The organism is Moraxella sp. FZLJ2109 (genome assembly GCF_024296965.1).
Taxonomy (GTDB): Bacteria; Pseudomonadota; Gammaproteobacteria; order Pseudomonadales; family Moraxellaceae; genus Moraxella.
Genome location: NZ_CP101112.1, coordinates 1,975,907 through 1,993,250, shown reverse-complemented (window position 1 = coordinate 1,993,250; position 17,344 = coordinate 1,975,907). Strand labels below are relative to the sequence as shown.

The 17,344-nt window shown below is 46.3% G+C and carries 7 protein-coding genes and 1 pseudogene; 4 read left to right on the top strand and 4 right to left on the bottom strand.

The window, feature by feature from the left end; all coding sequences use genetic code 11:
- Nucleotides 1-19: 19 nt before the first annotated feature.
- The 4 genes from dusA to NKU06_RS09445 form a co-directional block, all read right to left on the bottom strand.
- The gene (dusA, locus tag NKU06_RS09460; protein WP_254730379.1) at nucleotides 20-991 is read right to left on the bottom strand and encodes a tRNA dihydrouridine(20/20a) synthase DusA; all 972 of its coding nucleotides are present in this window, start codon (nucleotides 989-991) and stop codon (nucleotides 20-22) included.
- A gap of 279 nt (nucleotides 992-1,270) precedes the next feature.
- The gene (recD, locus tag NKU06_RS09455; protein ID WP_254730357.1) at nucleotides 1,271-3,301 is read right to left on the bottom strand and encodes an exodeoxyribonuclease V subunit alpha; all 2,031 of its coding nucleotides are present in this window, start codon (nucleotides 3,299-3,301) and stop codon (nucleotides 1,271-1,273) included.
- A gap of 56 nt (nucleotides 3,302-3,357) precedes the next feature.
- Nucleotides 3,358-7,245 (bottom strand): UvrD-helicase domain-containing protein, encoded by a 3,888-nt coding sequence (locus NKU06_RS09450; protein ID WP_254730355.1) that lies wholly within the window; start codon nucleotides 7,243-7,245, stop codon nucleotides 3,358-3,360.
- Nucleotides 7,242-11,504 (bottom strand): exodeoxyribonuclease V subunit gamma, encoded by a 4,263-nt coding sequence (locus NKU06_RS09445; protein ID WP_254730353.1) that lies wholly within the window; start codon nucleotides 11,502-11,504, stop codon nucleotides 7,242-7,244. The genes NKU06_RS09450 and NKU06_RS09445 overlap by 4 nt, the downstream gene beginning before the upstream one ends.
- A 161-nt stretch (nucleotides 11,505-11,665) precedes the next feature.
- On the opposite strand from NKU06_RS09445, the gene NKU06_RS09440 reads away from it, so the two are divergent.
- The 4 genes and pseudogenes from NKU06_RS09440 (at nucleotide 11,666) to NKU06_RS09425 (ending at nucleotide 17,207) form a co-directional block, all read left to right on the top strand.
- Nucleotides 11,666-11,827, top strand: coding sequence for a hypothetical protein (locus NKU06_RS09440; protein ID WP_254730340.1), 162 nt, complete (start codon nucleotides 11,666-11,668; stop codon nucleotides 11,825-11,827).
- A 58-nt stretch (nucleotides 11,828-11,885) separates the two neighbouring features.
- The gene (gene dnaE, locus NKU06_RS09435; RefSeq protein WP_254730338.1) at nucleotides 11,886-15,626 is read left to right on the top strand and encodes a DNA polymerase III subunit alpha; all 3,741 of its coding nucleotides are present in this window, start codon (nucleotides 11,886-11,888) and stop codon (nucleotides 15,624-15,626) included.
- A gap of 56 nt (nucleotides 15,627-15,682) precedes the next feature.
- Nucleotides 15,683-16,332, top strand: a pseudogene (locus NKU06_RS09430) (IS1595 family transposase).
- A gap of 53 nt (nucleotides 16,333-16,385) precedes the next feature.
- Nucleotides 16,386-17,207, top strand: coding sequence for an RNA methyltransferase (locus NKU06_RS09425; protein ID WP_254730336.1), 822 nt, complete (start codon nucleotides 16,386-16,388; stop codon nucleotides 17,205-17,207).
- The last annotated feature ends 137 nt before the right edge of the window (nucleotides 17,208-17,344 follow it).

The window sequence follows — 17,344 nt, the reverse complement described above, 5'->3', positions numbered from 1 at the left end:
TATAATATAGCCTGCCAACTTACATTCTGTTTTGCTCAAGCACTTGCTCGCCTGCTTGGCGAATCTCTTCAAGCGTTAACGATGGTTTACCACTCAACGCCTGTCGCCACGCACGCGCACCGCTTAAGCCTTGGAACAAGCCCAAATAATGCCGTGTCAGGGTCGCAAGATTCGTGCCTTCATCAGCTCGCATTTTAAGATAATTTAGCAATTCTGTAAAAATATCGCGACGGCTTGGCAGTGGCAAATCCCACAGTGCATTGCATTCTGCCATCAGATAAGGATTGTGATAAAAAGCGCGCCCAATCATCACACCATCGACATGACGCAGATGCTCACGGATGGCATCCATGTTATCAATCCCGCCATTGATCTCAATGTTAAGATCGGGAAAATCCTGCTTAAGCCTATAAATGTCTTCGTAGCGCAGTGGTGGAATTTCGCGGTTTTGCTTAGGTGATAGACCCTGCAGCCACGCAATACGCGCATGAGCGATAAAATGCGTACAGCCAGCCACCGCTACCGTCTCGACAAAATCGCGCATAAATTCATAACTGTCAAAATGATCAATGCCAATGCGATGCTTGACAGTCACAGGCTTATCGGTCACCACCTGCATCGCCTTGACCATCGCCGCCACCGTCTGCGGCTCTGCCATCAGGCACGCGCCGATTTTATTGTGCTGCACGCGATCGGACGGACAGCCAACATTGATATTGTACTCATCATAACCCTTGGTATCGGCGATTTGCACCGCTTGCGCCATCTCATCAGGATCAGAACCGCCTAGCTGCAGCACCACAGGATGCTCGCTGCCGTGAAATTTCAGCACATGATCGGCATTACCCTTTAAAATCGCATTGGTACTGATCATCTCGGTATATAGATGAATGTTCGGATTGAACAGCCGTGCAAAAGTACGAAAATCAGAAGTTGTCCAATCAATCATCGGTGCAAGGCTAATTCTCTTATTACCCATAAAATCAGTCATTTATAAAATTCTCTTTGTTTTTCAAGCGTTTAATTGCAAATCTTTATCTATTTTTACTTGTGTTTGTTTGTGATTACTTGCGTTTCGTACAATTTTGCTCGCCAAATTTGCACTGTATTTGTACCATTTTTGCCAATTTTTTATAGTGCAAATTATATAACGCAAACAAAAATCTGATCACAAATGTTTAGCTAATTTAATCAATTTAAAGCATCCAATATTGCGGATAATACAAATAAAAACCTGCGATTCTACTTGGTTTTGCCATCATTGTAAAGTTTATCTCTGTAAAGTCTCAATGATACCAAGTCCTGTTTGTCGTACAGTTGGCGTGATTAATGCGGTCGCGATCGCCTTTTGCATGCTAAAAAGCTGCACACGCGCTTTGGCACGCGTCACCGCCGTATAAATCAGCTCTTTTGACAGCAGTCTTTGGCTGCTTTCATCGAACACGATCGCCACCGTCTCCCATTCCGAACCTTGTGATTTATGCACCGTGATGGCATAGGCGGTGACAACCATCGCTTCAGACAACAGCTCCGCCGACAGCATTTTTATCGTTTCACCTTCAAAAAACACCATCAAACCTTGCTCGGTATGCAGACAAATACCAATATCACCATTAAATAATTCTAAATCATAACGGTTCTCAACCACCATCACCACACGCCCTTGATACCACGGTGAATTTGATGGTTTGCCCCCCAAATACTTGCGATGCATTTTTGATAAAAACGCATTGATCGCATGATCACCATAAGCACCAATGTGCGACGCGCACAAAATGCGATATTCATTCAGTGTTTTGAATAATTGTGCCACTTCTTCGTGTGCTGATTGATCAATTTTTGGTAAATTACCGTACAATGATTGGGTCTTTTTAAAATACGACTGATAAGATTCACTTAAATATTGATAGCACCGCTCTTGAGTATGATTATCATCAAGTGATACAAATTCAAGTGTTTGTTCAGTGTCAATCAACTGTTGTAATTGGCTAAATTTATCCTGTTGATCACCTTTGATCAGTTTGGCAAGCTTACCCACACCTGAAGTGTCGGTAAAACGCTGTGATTGCTCAAGCTTACAATGTAGATCAGCCAATGATGACATACGGCATAAATCGGCAAGCACCGCCCCTGCATCCACCGCCGCAAGCTGATTAGCATCCCCCAATAAAATCACGCGCGCACCCGTCGCCACCGCTGCCATCAGCTGGCACGCAAGCTCCGCGCCAAGCATGGATGCCTCATCAATGATCAGCATCCGATACGGCAGCGGATGATCAGCGTGGTAACGCGGCACACCCGTCGCACCAATGCCCAGCAGGCGATGAATGGTCTTCGGTTCAGGCAGCAGCATCTGCACATCAGCACCGAGCGCCTTTTGTAGCGACTCACTCATACGCTGCGCCGCCTTACCTGTAGGCGCTGCCAATGCCAATGATGACAACACATCTGGATCGGTTTTTAGCAGCGCCAAAACAATCTGCGCCACCGTATAGGTCTTACCCGTACCTGGTCCGCCAGTGATCAAGGCAAAAGCTTGATTGGCGACCAATTTCACAGCATCTCTTTGCTTTTCATTTAATTTATCTAAATTATCAGCTGTGAAAGGTGGCACTTGCGCAGCCCTAATCCGCCCAATATGATACATCAGCCCTGCTTCTGCACGATAAGCACGATTGAGCCAAAAATACACCGATGATCGCCCGATCCAATAACAAATCGGCTGCAAGGGTGCGCTTTTGTCCAATGATTTGACATCGTGTAAATTGGCAAAAAATACACTCGATAATCGCGCAGCCCATGCCAATACATCATCCGCACAAAGCACGCGCATGGTATAATAAGCACGCAATAGCCACACAATCTCATCAATCACCGCCATCATCTGCGTGCGTGACAATGATCTTTGCTGTGCGCCAAGCAGCATCAAAAACCGAGTACGCTGCTCACTAAGCCAATGCTGCACATCAGCACCATCCGCCAAAGCTTGTGCAAATTCATTTAGCAAAGCTACAAAATCAAACCCATCATCAAAATATCTCTGCAGCCGCTCAAATATCGGCTCAAAGCACAACAGCTGCCATGTTGGCAACCCCACATCCTGCATATCTTTCGGCAGAGTAAGCACCGTATGCCCTGCTGATAATAATTGCAGCAGTGTGCCATGCAAAAGATAAAAATTTGCTTCATCTGATTTTTGTAAATTCAGTGGTGCAGCAAGCATGGATTTTTGGTCATACCAATGATCATGCTGATGGATACGACGCACCACATAACGGCTGATACTTTCTGATAAATTCACAATGAATTACTCTTTGAAAAAATTTAATTATTAATCGCCTGATAATGATAAAAAACTTAACCAAACAATGCATCAACCGCCAAAATAAGCTCAAGCGGTGGCTGCCAAACCATGCGCCCACACTGCGTATCATCTGCATACACACCGCGCAAGAACAGATATTCCACCGCGCCCAGATATTGGGCTTCATTACCTGCATAATTATTAAGTTTTACTTTCAATAAGCGATGCAATGCTACTTGATAAATTACTGCCTGTAGCCAATAACCCGCTTGCGCCATCGCTGCCTGTAGTGATGCAGGCTGATAGTCACTCATCTGCGCGCCCAGATAATTGGACTTATAATCGACGATATAAAACTTGCCTTGATATTCATACACCAAGTCAATCTCGCCACGCAAATAGCGATACCAAATATCTGCCTTATCAGCCTTTAGCACCAGTGGTTGATCGCTGTATTTCTCGAATACTTTGTTAAGTTTTTCGATACTGAAATTAGGTGACAGACCTAAGGTAAAGCCCAATTCTCGCACTTGATTAGCAGGTGCGATGCTCGCAAGGCTGACACCTGACGCACCAAATGGCACATGAACGATATCATTTAGCCATCGAACCAAGGCTTGATGCTCGTTATCATCATTGTCTATAAAGTCGCTGCGGTACTTAAGCGGCATGGATAATCGGCGTGCAAGCTCATCGACTTGATTGCCAATTCTACCTATTTCGATTCGCTCTAGTACTTGGTGTAAAAAATCCCCCGCTGCACTGCCTTTGATAAATCGCGTGCGAATATCATCCTGCATAGGTGTTATGATCTGCGTCTGATTACTCGGTGTATTGTTAAGTAAATCTCCATGCAAATCAGTCATCGCAACCAGTTCATCATGGTCTGGCATCTCAGTCAAAATGGCTTTAGAATTGGCATCCAACTGACCGATCATCGCAGTAAAACTGGTTTTTTTCGTACCATAAAAAAGCTTGGTCGCCATTACCTTACTCCAATCTTTATAGGCAATTGGCTGAGTCTCTTCGATCGCTGTCGATACTAATTGCGTACTATTTAAGGCAATCTCATCCAAATCAATCACATCAATCAGATCTGCCATACGCTCAGGAATTGTTAAGCTACCATCAAAACAATCAAGCCACTGATATAAGGGTGCATCAGCGATATTGCGCTTGCTGGCTGTGGTGGCTGCCACCAAAAATACTTGCTCGGATGCGCGCGTTAATGCCACATAACCCAATCGGCGCAGCTCAGCCATCGCTTCTTCATCATCTAATTCTTTATAATAACTTGATGATTCTTGCTTGTACGGCACAACAGAAATGGCACGCGTCAAATCATCACGGTTATAAGCGTAAAATTTCTGATCATTTGCTCGGCTTGATCTTGCTTTGTTCAATTCCAAAACATAAACAACCGCGAATTCCAGACCCTTAGACTTGTGTATCGTCATCAGATTCACACCTGTTTCGCTAGGTAGGACGCGCTGTGTATTATCTTCGTCCGCTGGTGCGTTAAGCTGTGCTTCATACCAACTCAATAGCTGCAACTCATGCAGCTGACCTTGAGCACTGACGATTTCTACCAATTGCCAAAGGTCTGCTAAATAACGCTCACCTAGGCGCGCTGCCACCAACCACAAGCCGCCACTACTCGTAAATGGCGTATCAGATAACGCAAAATTCAGCGCACTTGCCACACCATCGTTTAGCCATTTTTCATGAACTTGTTGCAAATAAGCCAATAAAGCTGCCTTGTTAAGCGTACCAAACCCATCAAGCACTACCTGCTCGCCTGCCATCAAAGCCGTCGCTTGATCTAATGTCATGCCCACGATACAACTGATCAAAAATCTGCCCACGCACCCTGCCGAACGGCTATTGAGCACGGCAGAAAGTAGCGCGTACAAATCTTCACCTGCATCAGTCATGAACACATTTTGCGCACGCGCACTGATCGCAGGGATGTTTAACGCGCCAAGCTCATGTTTTACCGCTTCTAAAGTATCATGCGTTTTTGCCAATATCGCAATATCGCTTGGCTGCAACACGCGATCACCAAGTCGATGCCCGTCTGCCAATAGCGTATTGATATGCTGACACATCTTGGTGACAATCCCATCTTTTGCATCTGCATGGATGATTGTTAAGTTTTTATTCGGTAAATGTGCGTTATTATCCGTATTTTTTTTCCAAGATAATTTTGAATTTTTATTAAATGCTTGGATCTGATGATAGCGAATGCTTTGACCCAAATTGGCATGGTTTGACCAATCGGTAGATCCTGTATCAACAAACCATCGGTTCAGCGCATTGATCAGTGGCTCACTTGAGCGGCGATTGATGTCCAGCACCAAAGATTGATCCAGAATCGGTGGCTCATTTTGGGTTTTACCATAAGATTTTAGCCAGTTGTAATTGGCAACATCACCACCACGAAAGCGATAAATCGCCTGCTTAGGATCACCCACCAAAAGCAAAAAATCACGCGATGCTCGCGGACGCTCACCGCCGACCAGCTGATATCGGGTCGCTTGCTCGCGCTGAGCTTTTAGCCCCTGTAAATACACGCGCTCGATCAATAACGCCTGCAAGCCATTAATATCCTGCGACTCATCGATCAGCGCCACAGGGTACTGATGGCGAATATAATTGGCAAGCGCAGCATCTTGCAGCGCGTCGGTCAGTCGCACCATCTGCATGACAAAAGTCGTCTCACCACGCGCTTCAAGCATCGGCATCAGTGATGTACGCACGCTAGCTGCCACACGGTAACGCAGCGCATCATAATGATATTGCGCACGAGCGATCAGCAGCTGATACAGCTCATGAATCGCCGCCACGCGCTGCCATGGTAAAGCATTAAAGCGCACTTTGGCATCGGCATCGACACCGCTTTTTTTAAAAAAATCCGTATCGACAAACTTAGTAAACTGCTCCAATGCTTCGATGTGATGACCAGATAATTCAGCTACAAAATCAAGCCGATGGGTACGGATCAATGATAAAATCTCAGGCAAAGATCCCAGTCGATTTGGTGCGGCTGATCGTGCATTGATACCAATCTGATCACGATATGTTTTATTTAAAAAAGGTAAAAAATCTTCGATATTGATAGCAAGAACTTCATCGAGTAGATTGTTAAGCTTATCATAACCATCGTCAAGCGCAGGCACTTCATCAATCGGCGCATGATAAAAATCAATCACCGTCTTGACCTGCGCGCTCAAGCCATCAACATCACTAAAAGCGTGCGACTTATGTGCAATGATTTGCTTGTATATACTCGGTGATTGTACCGATAATCGCGACTGCTCGGCACGCAGCCTGTCATGCACCAGTGCACGGATCAATGCCGATTCATCCGTGAGCATCTGCCGCTCACTCGCCTGTCCTGTCTGCAAGCCAAATTCTTTGAGCCATTTTTGCGCAAGGCTATCGAGCGTACCGACGAATAATTTATCCAAAGTCATCAGCACAAGCGCAGTGCGGCGAATGGTCTCATCCAGTGCATCTGCGCCAGTCTGTAGGATCTGTACAAGCAAATGCTGATTGATCAAATCTTCACCATCGACGCCCACTGCTTTGGTTGCTGTGATTAGCTCAGCTAAAATATCAGGTACCACAGATGATTCGACACCGAACCAGTGCGGATATTTTGGCTGTACATTTTTTAGCCAGCGCACAAGTGCATAAAACGACTGTAATCGCTCATAAATCCGCTCTTGCATTTCAGCCGCCGCCGCCTTGGTGAAAGTCGTGGCGATAATGCGTTCAGGTGCGTACTTTTTCTCAATCAATAGCCGCAGAATGATCCCTGTCAGCGTCCAAGTCTTGCCCGTACCTGCCGATGCCTCGATCAGATAGCCGCCTGTCAGCTTGCAGGCGATGGCAGCAGGGATGGTGCTATTTTGTGTATTTTGTACTGACTGTGTCATGACACACCCCCTTGTTTGCCTTGCAGTTCTTCAGGTTTGCACAGTGTTTTTGGCAAGCTTTGATATAGTGGATACACGATTGGCAATGCTCGCGCCGCTTGCTCTAGCGGATCACTTGCGCCCAAAATCAGCTGCCACGATGGGTGCTGACTGCTGTTCACGCTCCATGTATAGCCTTTCACCCATGCGTCATACAGTCGCGGTGTCAATTCATCATTTTGCCACCCATCATTGACCGCAAAAGTGAGCGCCGTCTCACTGGTAATCGGTAGTGGTAACTTTTGCGACAAGAGTCCAAGCGTAGCAAATCCCGCCAAAATCCGCTGCGCATCCTGCCATAGCACAGGCTGATAGCAGATGGCGGTCTGTTCTTCGTCAAATCCCAAAGGTTTTAACACTAATGAACCTTGGATAAACTTACGAATACTGACATGATTATTATTAGATATATCTTGATTATCAGTCTTACACACCACTTGCCAAGCCAAATGCATAAGCCAACCATTGACGATGTTTTTGGCAGTTGCTTTACTTGGTGAAATCGACAACCAATATGGCTGATCAGCATCTGCGACATTTGCCGATACGGTCATGGTTTCACTACCCACATTCAGCGCGATGGACTGCTCATAAGTGCCGCTGATTAATTGCGAATAGTGCAGATGTCCGCAATCACTGCGTAGATTTTGTTGATCAAAATTTAATAATGCATTTGCCGATACAGTGCTGTATAACGCTTCTGCACTCTGCTCAAGCGTTTGTAATTGAGACGCCAAACTGCCAAAACGACTCTCTCCAGCTGGCAATAATTTATCAAAATAAATCGCATAAAACTCATCGTGCGCCTGTGTGTTTTCTAAGGCAGTAAGCATCGTCTCTTCGCTCATCGCCACACCATCAAAAATACCACGCGCCATCGCTTGGATGATGGCATCATTGAGCTGATATCGCCCCAAGCCATCGAGTCCCAATGGCTCTTCTACATCTTCATCGTCTTCTTCGGGCATCAGCTCAATCTTATTATTTAAATAATTTAATGAAAATTTATGCTGCCAAGTACAAATATTCTCCATAGACACCATCATCGGCACGATAATCTCATGGTGCGATAACAAGGCATCCACCATCTTATCCACCCCTTGCTCATCGTGCTGCTGCGCCGTGATGATGCGTGCGATCTGCTGATAAGTCGCATCATCAGGTAAAGTGACAATCACGCGATCATTGGCTTGTGTGGCAGCATCTAAAATACCGCGAATCTTCTGCCACAGTGGCGCAGGCGGCAGATATGATTGTTCAGATTTTTTAATTTGTTCGATCGCGTGAATTAACCGTGCTCGTACCCAGTCTTGTATCTGCTTCTCATCAGCATCAGTGCTTTTATTAGGCATTTTTGGTGTGATTTTGTCATAGAAATTTGCCGTATCAAAACTGGTCGCCGTATGGTGCGTCACCAGATATGTCTGCACCACGCTTGGCATGGCAGCGATGATGGCATTGGTGATTTGCTCGCGATCAAAGCGATTGGCATCGGTATCATCTGTCGAATTTTGTGCATATAGCAAGGCATGAAAATCATTTTGCCAATCAACACCCGTTTTAAAAAATTCTAATAATTCAGACACGGGCGCTGCGGGTAATAATTCAGTCACCCCATCAGATGCAACGCTGTTATAAAAAATCATACACGCATCACGACTGCACAAAATCGCATCCAAAAACGCGCCATTATCATCATCTTCATTCATGCGATCGCCGCGACGCTTCAGCCCTGCGCGCATCAGATCCATACGACGCACGCCATCACGGCGCGGAAATGCCGATAAATTCATATCAAGCATTACTGTTAAGCCAAATGGCACACTGCGCAGCGCACCGAATCGCGCAAAGGTGATGACATTGGCAGGCTCGGCACTGATGGCTTGACTCTGTAGCATACTGTTTAGACTTTCTAATACAAACTGTAGGCTCAAGCGAATCTCATGGCTGTCTTGCGCATCACTTCCTTCATACTTATAAGTATGATGCTTGTGATAATATTGATTGGCGCGCAGACTGGCTGCCATGCTGTTTTTGGCTTCAAAAATTGCACGCATTTGCGCGGTATCTTTAAGATTTGCAAAATAACGATCAATGACATCATACTCGATCTTATCAAGCCAAGTCTGCACGCGATCAACCCGATCATATGCACCATAGCACGCAGATAAGCCTTCATGAATACGGCACAAAGCACTGATGATAGGCTCATCTGCTAGGCTGACAGTGAGCACAGGTGCGGTTGCTTCTTGGAACACACCTTGTTGCCAGTGCAGCGGGTAGAACAGTTTATTTGGCTTGGATTGTTCATCAGGGATTAATAATCCTGTCACCAAGCGATCAAGCGCATAGCTAAAACTGTAGCGATAATCAACATCGTACTCATCGAGCGTCATCGCCAAGTGCTCTGCATCAAAGCCACGACGAAATCCTGCTTGGGTCAAAAGCTCACAAGCACGGCTCATCTGTTCAAAATCAAGCCCAAAGCTTTGATATACTGGCGGTAGCATCAGCCATTCAAACACTGTCTCACGATAAAACCGCGCGCCCCGCCCACCAAGCAGTGTATAAAATCCTGCGATCGCATTCATCAAAGTCTCAATACTGCGATTGGTCGTGCCCGTGATCTTGGCAGGCAGCCGCAAGCCATCTGCACCCACACCATCATCGAACACCAAGCGAATCAAATCTTCGGCTGCAGCGACATCAGGCAGATACACCACGACATCGGATAAATGCCGTGCACTGCCATCAGCATTAGGAATGTTCAAATACCGTGCGATCATCACGCGCGCGATCTCAAGCTGTCGTTTTAGACTGTGACAAGCATGGATACTTAAGCTTGCAAACTGCCCATCGTCAAACAAATGCATTGGATGCTTAGGCTGATTTTTCTCAGTCAAGCTTGCCAGCGCCTGTGTCAGCCACTGCTTAGACATCCCTGTTTCATCAAGCATCAAGATGTCTTGCTTTAGCTGTGCCAGTAGCCCCACAGGTTTTGGGTCATTGACAAATTGATCCATCCAACTCACCTGCCAATCACGCGGCATTGGCAGCTCATCTGTGCTATCACTTGACGGTTTTTCATAATAATACTCACCACCAGACATATCGGCAAGCATTGCGAAAGTCTCTCGAGACTCTTTAGCTAATCTTGATAATAGACTGTGCCCATGATCCTTCAGATACACCGTATCAGGATGAATGATACGCTGTGTCATCAGCCAGTTTTTATCAACAATATCCGCCCAAAACATCTTTGATGGATTAAAATGCAGCAGCTCTACATCGATCAAAGTCGATAAGCGCTTCAAAAACTGCAGCTCTACCACAGGAATCTGCTGCACGGTGAACAGATACAAGGCTTTGGGTAATTTGGCAAGCGCCGCCTGATATACTGCTGCACCGCGTGCGCCGCTCAGCACCTGCCAAAACCGCTGCTCCAACGCTTCACGATATGCATACACATCCGCAAATAACGCCTGCCACAGATAACGCAGCTGCATCTCAAGCTGATGATAATGCGCAATCAGCCATTCAGGCATCTCATCATCATGATACACCTGCTCAAATCGCTGTTTTTCAGCAAGCATGACATCGACAGACTTAGGCAGTGGCGTATTGTGCGTCCAAGCGGCAAGCCATTCTGGACGATGGGTCAAATATTTGACATATACCGCCGCCAGCTCATCACACAGCTGCCAAATGCGCTGCTCAGATAATTGCGGCTTTTGGCTGTGCGGATTTTCTTGATATAAAAAGTGCAATAAGCTGTGCAGTGGATGTGATTGATTATTTAGAATTTCTATCAGTTTCTCACCTTGAAATTCACAAAAAAATCCAAATAAACGCCACCGCATCACCGACGCAGACAGTACCGCCACTTCAGGCACTTGTAAGGCATCATCACGCCCTGCAGCATGAGTAAATTCTGCATCGACCTTAAGCACTGCTTGGATCATCTGCCATTGATACTGCCCCCAAAATTGCGCGGTCAAAAGCGTGCTGATTCCCACTTGTGACGCCACCGATTTGGTCAGCCAATCACCCAATACCATCGATGGCACGATCACCGTAAATGGCGCAAAAATTTGTGCCGACAGCGCGCTCATCGCACCACCATCAGCATTATCCTGACTGCTGTGGCTGTGCTGCTTATAAATCTCGATCAAGCGCGATAACAGCACTTGTGTATCATTGGACTGAGTGATGGCAAACATGGTAAATTCTATGCTTTAAATTACTGGTGTATGAATAAAAAAATTTATCAATAAACTGCATTGCAGATCATCTCACAATTTTACCGAGTTTTTTGTCAATTATCCATGACTATCATGCTATAATTGCCAAATTAATCAGCCAATTAATCACTTGCAAAACCATGAATGCACCACTACCACCCAATCATGCGCCCAACAAGCGTAACGCTCGCCCAAAAGCGCACTTCTCGCCTGCGCGAATTTTTCGTTTGGCGATTTTGATCTTGGGATTTGCCTTGATTGTCTTTTTATTATTTACCAATAGCTCATTGCTGATGGGCTGATTTTATATTGATAAGTATTTGATTTATAAAAGCTTTTAAAATGGATTGTTGATAAACTATGTCATTTGTTCATTTGGGCGTGCGCAGTGAATACGCCATCGTCGATTCCATCATCCGTATCAAAGCATTGGTAAAAGCCGCTGCTGCTGATGGTCAAACCACGCTTGGACTTGCCGATTGGAACAATATGTTCGCTGTCGTCAAGTTTTATAAAGCCTGTATCGGTGCAGGGATCAAGCCTGTGATCGGCACGGAGTTTGTCATCGGTAATGCCATCAGTCGTGAAGATGAAGACAATAAATTCAGCGTGATTCTATACGCGATGAACAATGACGGCTACCAAAACTTGCTGCGCCTAGTGTCGGATGCTTATACCGAACGCCCGATGGGAGCCAATGGCTCGGTGAGTGTCTCAACACCGATCATCACCAAAGAAGCTCTCTTTTCTCGTGCTGATGGCATCATCGCAATCCTAACATCACGATCAGAGATCTACTCGCCGCTAATGGGCAATCACCCCGAAAACGCCCTGCCCATCATGCAAGCATGGCAAGCAGTCTTTGGTGATCGGCTGTATCTGGGCATCAAGCGCACGCACCCATCTGACAACCTATTTAACGAACAAGCCATCATCCAAGCATCATCACTTGGCATTCCCATCATCGCGCACAATGATGTACGCTTTATGAATCCGCGCCCTGAGAGCACAGGCGGCAAAGATGATGATGTCAGCACTGATTTTGATGCGCATGAAGCGCGTGTCTGTATCGCCAGTGGCTACACACTGGGCGATCCGAACCGTCCACGCATTTATAGCGAAGCACAGTATTTCAAGACCCAAGCTGAGATGGTGAAATTGTTCGCAGACTTACCGCAAGTCATCGAAAATACCGCCTTGCTTGCCAGTCGCTGCAATGTCACTTTGACGCTTGGCATCAATGTCTTGCCTGATTTTCCCATTCCTGATGGTGAGACGATTGAGTCATTTTTCCGTAAGACCGCAGCTGATGGCTTAAATAAACGCCTTGATAAGCTCTATCCTGTCAGTGAGCGTGCTGATGACTGGGAAGCGGTGCGAAAGCCCTATGATGAGCGGCTTGATTATGAGTTGGATATCATTCTTAAGATGGGGTTTCCAGGGTATTTTCTTATCGTGATGGACTTTATCCGCTGGGCGAAAGCCAATGGCGTGCCTGTCGGTCCAGGGCGTGGCTCGGGTGCAGGCTCACTGGTCGCTTATGCCTTGAACATCACCGATCTTGATCCTTTGCGCTATGATTTGCTGTTTGAGCGGTTCTTAAACCCAGAGCGCGTCTCGATGCCTGACTTTGATATTGACTTTTGTATCGAAGGGCGTGACCGTGTGATTGACTATGTCGCGCGCACTTATGGACGCCAAGCGGTCAGCCAAATCATCACCTTCGGTACGATGGCGGCGCGTGCGGTAGTGCGCGATGTCACGCGTGTGCAAGGTAAGCCCTTTGGCTTAGGCGATCGTATCTCAAAACTTATCCCCAAAACCCCTGGTATCAGCCTAGATGATGCCCTAGAGCAAGAACCGCAGCTGAAAGATTTCATCACCGATGAAGATAATCCCGATCACGATGCCATCGTTGAGATTTGGGATATGGCGAAAAAGCTTGAGGGTTTGACGCGTAATGTCGGCAAGCACGCAGGCGGCGTATTGATCGCACCCAATCGCATCAGTGATTTTAGTGCGGTGTATTGCGATGATGAAGGTCATCCTGTCAGTCAGTTCGATAAGGACGATGTCGAAGCGGTAGGCTTGGTCAAATTCGACTTCTTGGGTCTTCGAAACCTAACGGTCATCCAAGCAGCGATTGATAACATCAACAACACGCGTAAGGCGCTCGGCGAAGATCCGATTGACCTTGATAAGCTACCGCTCGATGATGCTGCGGTGTATGAAGGCGTACTTCAAGAAGCCAAAACCAGTGCCGTGTTTCAGCTAGAAAGCTCAGGCATGAAAAAATACCTAGCGCAGCTTAAGCCATCAAACATCGAAGATGTTATCGCGATGTGTGCGTTGTATCGCCCCGGTCCGCTTGAGTCGGGCATGGTCTCGGATTTTATTGACCGCAAGCATGGTATCCAAGAAGTCGCCTATCCTGATCCAAATTTTCAGCACGACTGGCTACAGCCTGCGCTTGAGCCGACTTATGGCGTCATCGTCTATCAAGAGCAGGTGATGCAGATTGCACAGATTTTGGCAGGTTATACGCTTGGTGGCGCTGATATGCTGCGCCGAGCGATGGGTAAGAAAAAACCTGAAGAAATGGCAAAGCAGCGCTCCACTTTCGTCGATGGCGCGATCAATCAAGGCGTGGATGGCGCACTTGCAGCGCAGATTTTCGATCTGGTAGAAAAGTTTGCCGGCTATGGTTTTAACAAATCGCACTCGGCTGCCTATGGCGTACTTGCTTATCAAACCGCCTACTTAAAGCACTACTACCCTGCCGAATTCATGGCGGCGGTACTGACATCAGAGATGGATGATACCGACCAAGTGGTCTTCTTGCTCGGTGATTGTAAAGATAATTTTGACCTAAATGTCATTCCGCCGAGTGTCAATCACAGCCAATGGAAATTTGTCGTCCGCGACAGCAAAACCGTTGTCTATGGTCTTGGCGCGGTCAAAGGCGTGGGCGAAGAAGCGGTAAACAGCATTGTTGCTGCGCGCCGTGATGGACCATTCCGTGATTTATACGACTTTTGTAATCGTGTGGATATTAAGAAAGTTGGTAAACGCTCTTTAGAAGCATTGATCAAAGCAGGCTGTTTTGATATCCTTGCCGAGACACTAAAGCCACATTATATCGGTGAAAATTTCGATCACAGTTATCAGATCCGCCGCGGGCTGTGGCGTCAGCTGCCTGAAGCGATGGCTGCCGCCGACCAAAACCGCCAAAACCAGTTGGCAGGTACTTTTGATCTGTTTGCCGAAGTCGATGATGGCTTATCCGTTGCGCCAGTACTTGATGATGTGGTATGGGATACCCAAGACCGCTTACGCTATGAGCTTTTGACCTTGGGGCTGTATTTGACAGGTCATCCACTCGATGAATATCGCGGTGAATCTAGTCTATATACCACCGTTGGCAGTGTATTAAACCTGAGCGATACAGGCTTTAAAGGCACATCAAAAGTCGCAGGCGTGATCTATGATGTCGCGCACTTTGGTAATCGCAGCGTGATCAAAATCGATGACGGCACAGCACGCGTGGAGTTCAGCTGCTATAACGACACCTTTGCCCGCTATAGCAAGATTCTCACCACTGGCAAAAAAGTCCCTGCTTACGATGAAGAATATCAAGCGGTGATGAAAGTCGATAAAAATAACCCAAATGCCGAGCCTAAGCGCGACATGATGGACATCGCCAATGTCATCATCGCCAAAGTCAGCGTGCGCGAAAGCGATGATGGACGACTGTTCATGCGCCTACAAGGGGCTGAGCCGATCGAGCAAGCACGCCTAAGACGCTTAAGCGAAGTACACATCAAGCTGCCATCGAATAATGTAGATAAACTGCATAATATCATCGCTTTATTAAAAGAAAATAGCCCACCGCCACAGGCTTTGGCTTACCAAATCGATGAAGACGATGATGCACCAAGCACACGCCACGCGGATTACTGCGTGCCCGTTGTCTTGTATGTGTATGATGATTGTAGCATCAGCCGCATCAATGTCAATGAGCGTTTCCGCTTATATCCAAGCGAGCCGAACATCGCACGACTCAAAGCCTTGGTCGGCGTTGATCATATGATTTTTAGATAAAATTAGGGGCTGCCCTAGATAATGACCAAAAACTCCATTTAGGTTAAAATATCCAAATGAGAAAAAGTCGTCTAAGTCAGCATAAACAAAATAAACTCATTGAGCTGTTTGTTGCAGGTATTACTGCAAGAACAGCTCAATGAGTCAATGTAAACAAAACAACCGCTGCTTACTATTTTCATCGACTGCGCTTACTTATCTATCAGCACAGTCAACATTTAGAAATGCCAGATGGTGAAATTGAAGCTGATGAAAGTTATTTCGGCGGCATCCGTAAAGGTAAACGCGGTCGTGGTGCTGGTGGTAAAACAGCCGTCTTCGGTCTTTTAAAGCGAAACGGCAAAGTTTATACCGTTGCTGTACCTAATACGCAATCAGCGACTTTACTCCCCATGATACGAGAAAAAGTAAAGCCAGACAGTATTGTTTACACAGATTTCTACAAAAGCTATGATGTGCTAGATATCAGTGAGTTTAATCACTTTAGAATCAATCACGGCACACACATTGCCACAAAAAACAAAATCACATTAACGGAATTGAGAATTTTTAGAATCAAGCAAAACGACATTTGCGTAAGTTTAACGGTATTCCCAAAGATCATTTTGAGCTGTATCTGAAAGAATGCGAATGGCGTTTTAACAACAGTGACTTAAAATCTCAAATTTCCATTTTAAAACAATTAGTTAGGGGTAGTTTGGTTTAGTTATCTAGGACGGTCCCTAAGATTTTTTATCATTAATAAGCAAAGAAAAAGCAATGACAACCACAGCCCAACACTACTTAGCACAGATCCGCATCGTCATGGTTGAGACCACCTTGCCTGCCAATATCGGCTCGGCAGCGCGCGCCATGCACACCATGAGTTTATCTGATTTGGTAGTAGTCAATCCACGCCTGCCAATCGATGACACAAGCCATGCCAATGCCGCAGGCGCAACCCAAGTGCTATCAGCGGCGCGTATCGTGCCGACGCTGGATGATGCTTTGGCGGATTGCAGCTTGGTTTTCGCTGCCAGTGCGCGCAGTCGGCAGATGCCGCGCCCTGTGGTCACACCACAGATGGCAGCACAGATCGCACAGACGCACTTTGGTACGCATTCATCGCAAACAGATGGCGCGTTGCCGACGATTGCCATTTTATTTGGGCGTGAAAATCATGGACTCAATAACGATGAACTTGGCATGGCGCATTATCACATCCAAATCCCTGCCAACCCTGCTTATCCTGTGCTTAATGTCGCTGCCGCCATTCAAGTCATCGCAAGCTATCTATATGAGCAACTGGGTTTTGATGGCAATCACAGCACCAAACAAACCCAAGGTGTCGCGCAGATCAGCCACCCGCTTGACATCAGCATTCGCAGCGACTGGGATGAGCCTGCCGCCACGCACGCACAGATGGCAAGCCTTGATGATGCGATCATCAGCCTAATGCAAAAGCTCAATCTTGCCAATGATCAAGATTTAAAACACCTGCCTAATCGCTTGGCGCGCTTAACGCACCGCCTGCAGCTTGACCAAAAAGAATACGCACTAATTCGCGCCCTGCTTGCTAAGCTTGACCAAAAAATTAAGTAGCCAAATGGTATAATCGACCACAAAATATTTGTGATGACTTGATAATTACTCCAAGCACCGCTACTATGTTTATCGGTATCTATCAGTTTGGATGAGTGGTTCATATTTACAGTTTAAGATCAGTCATTTAAAATCAG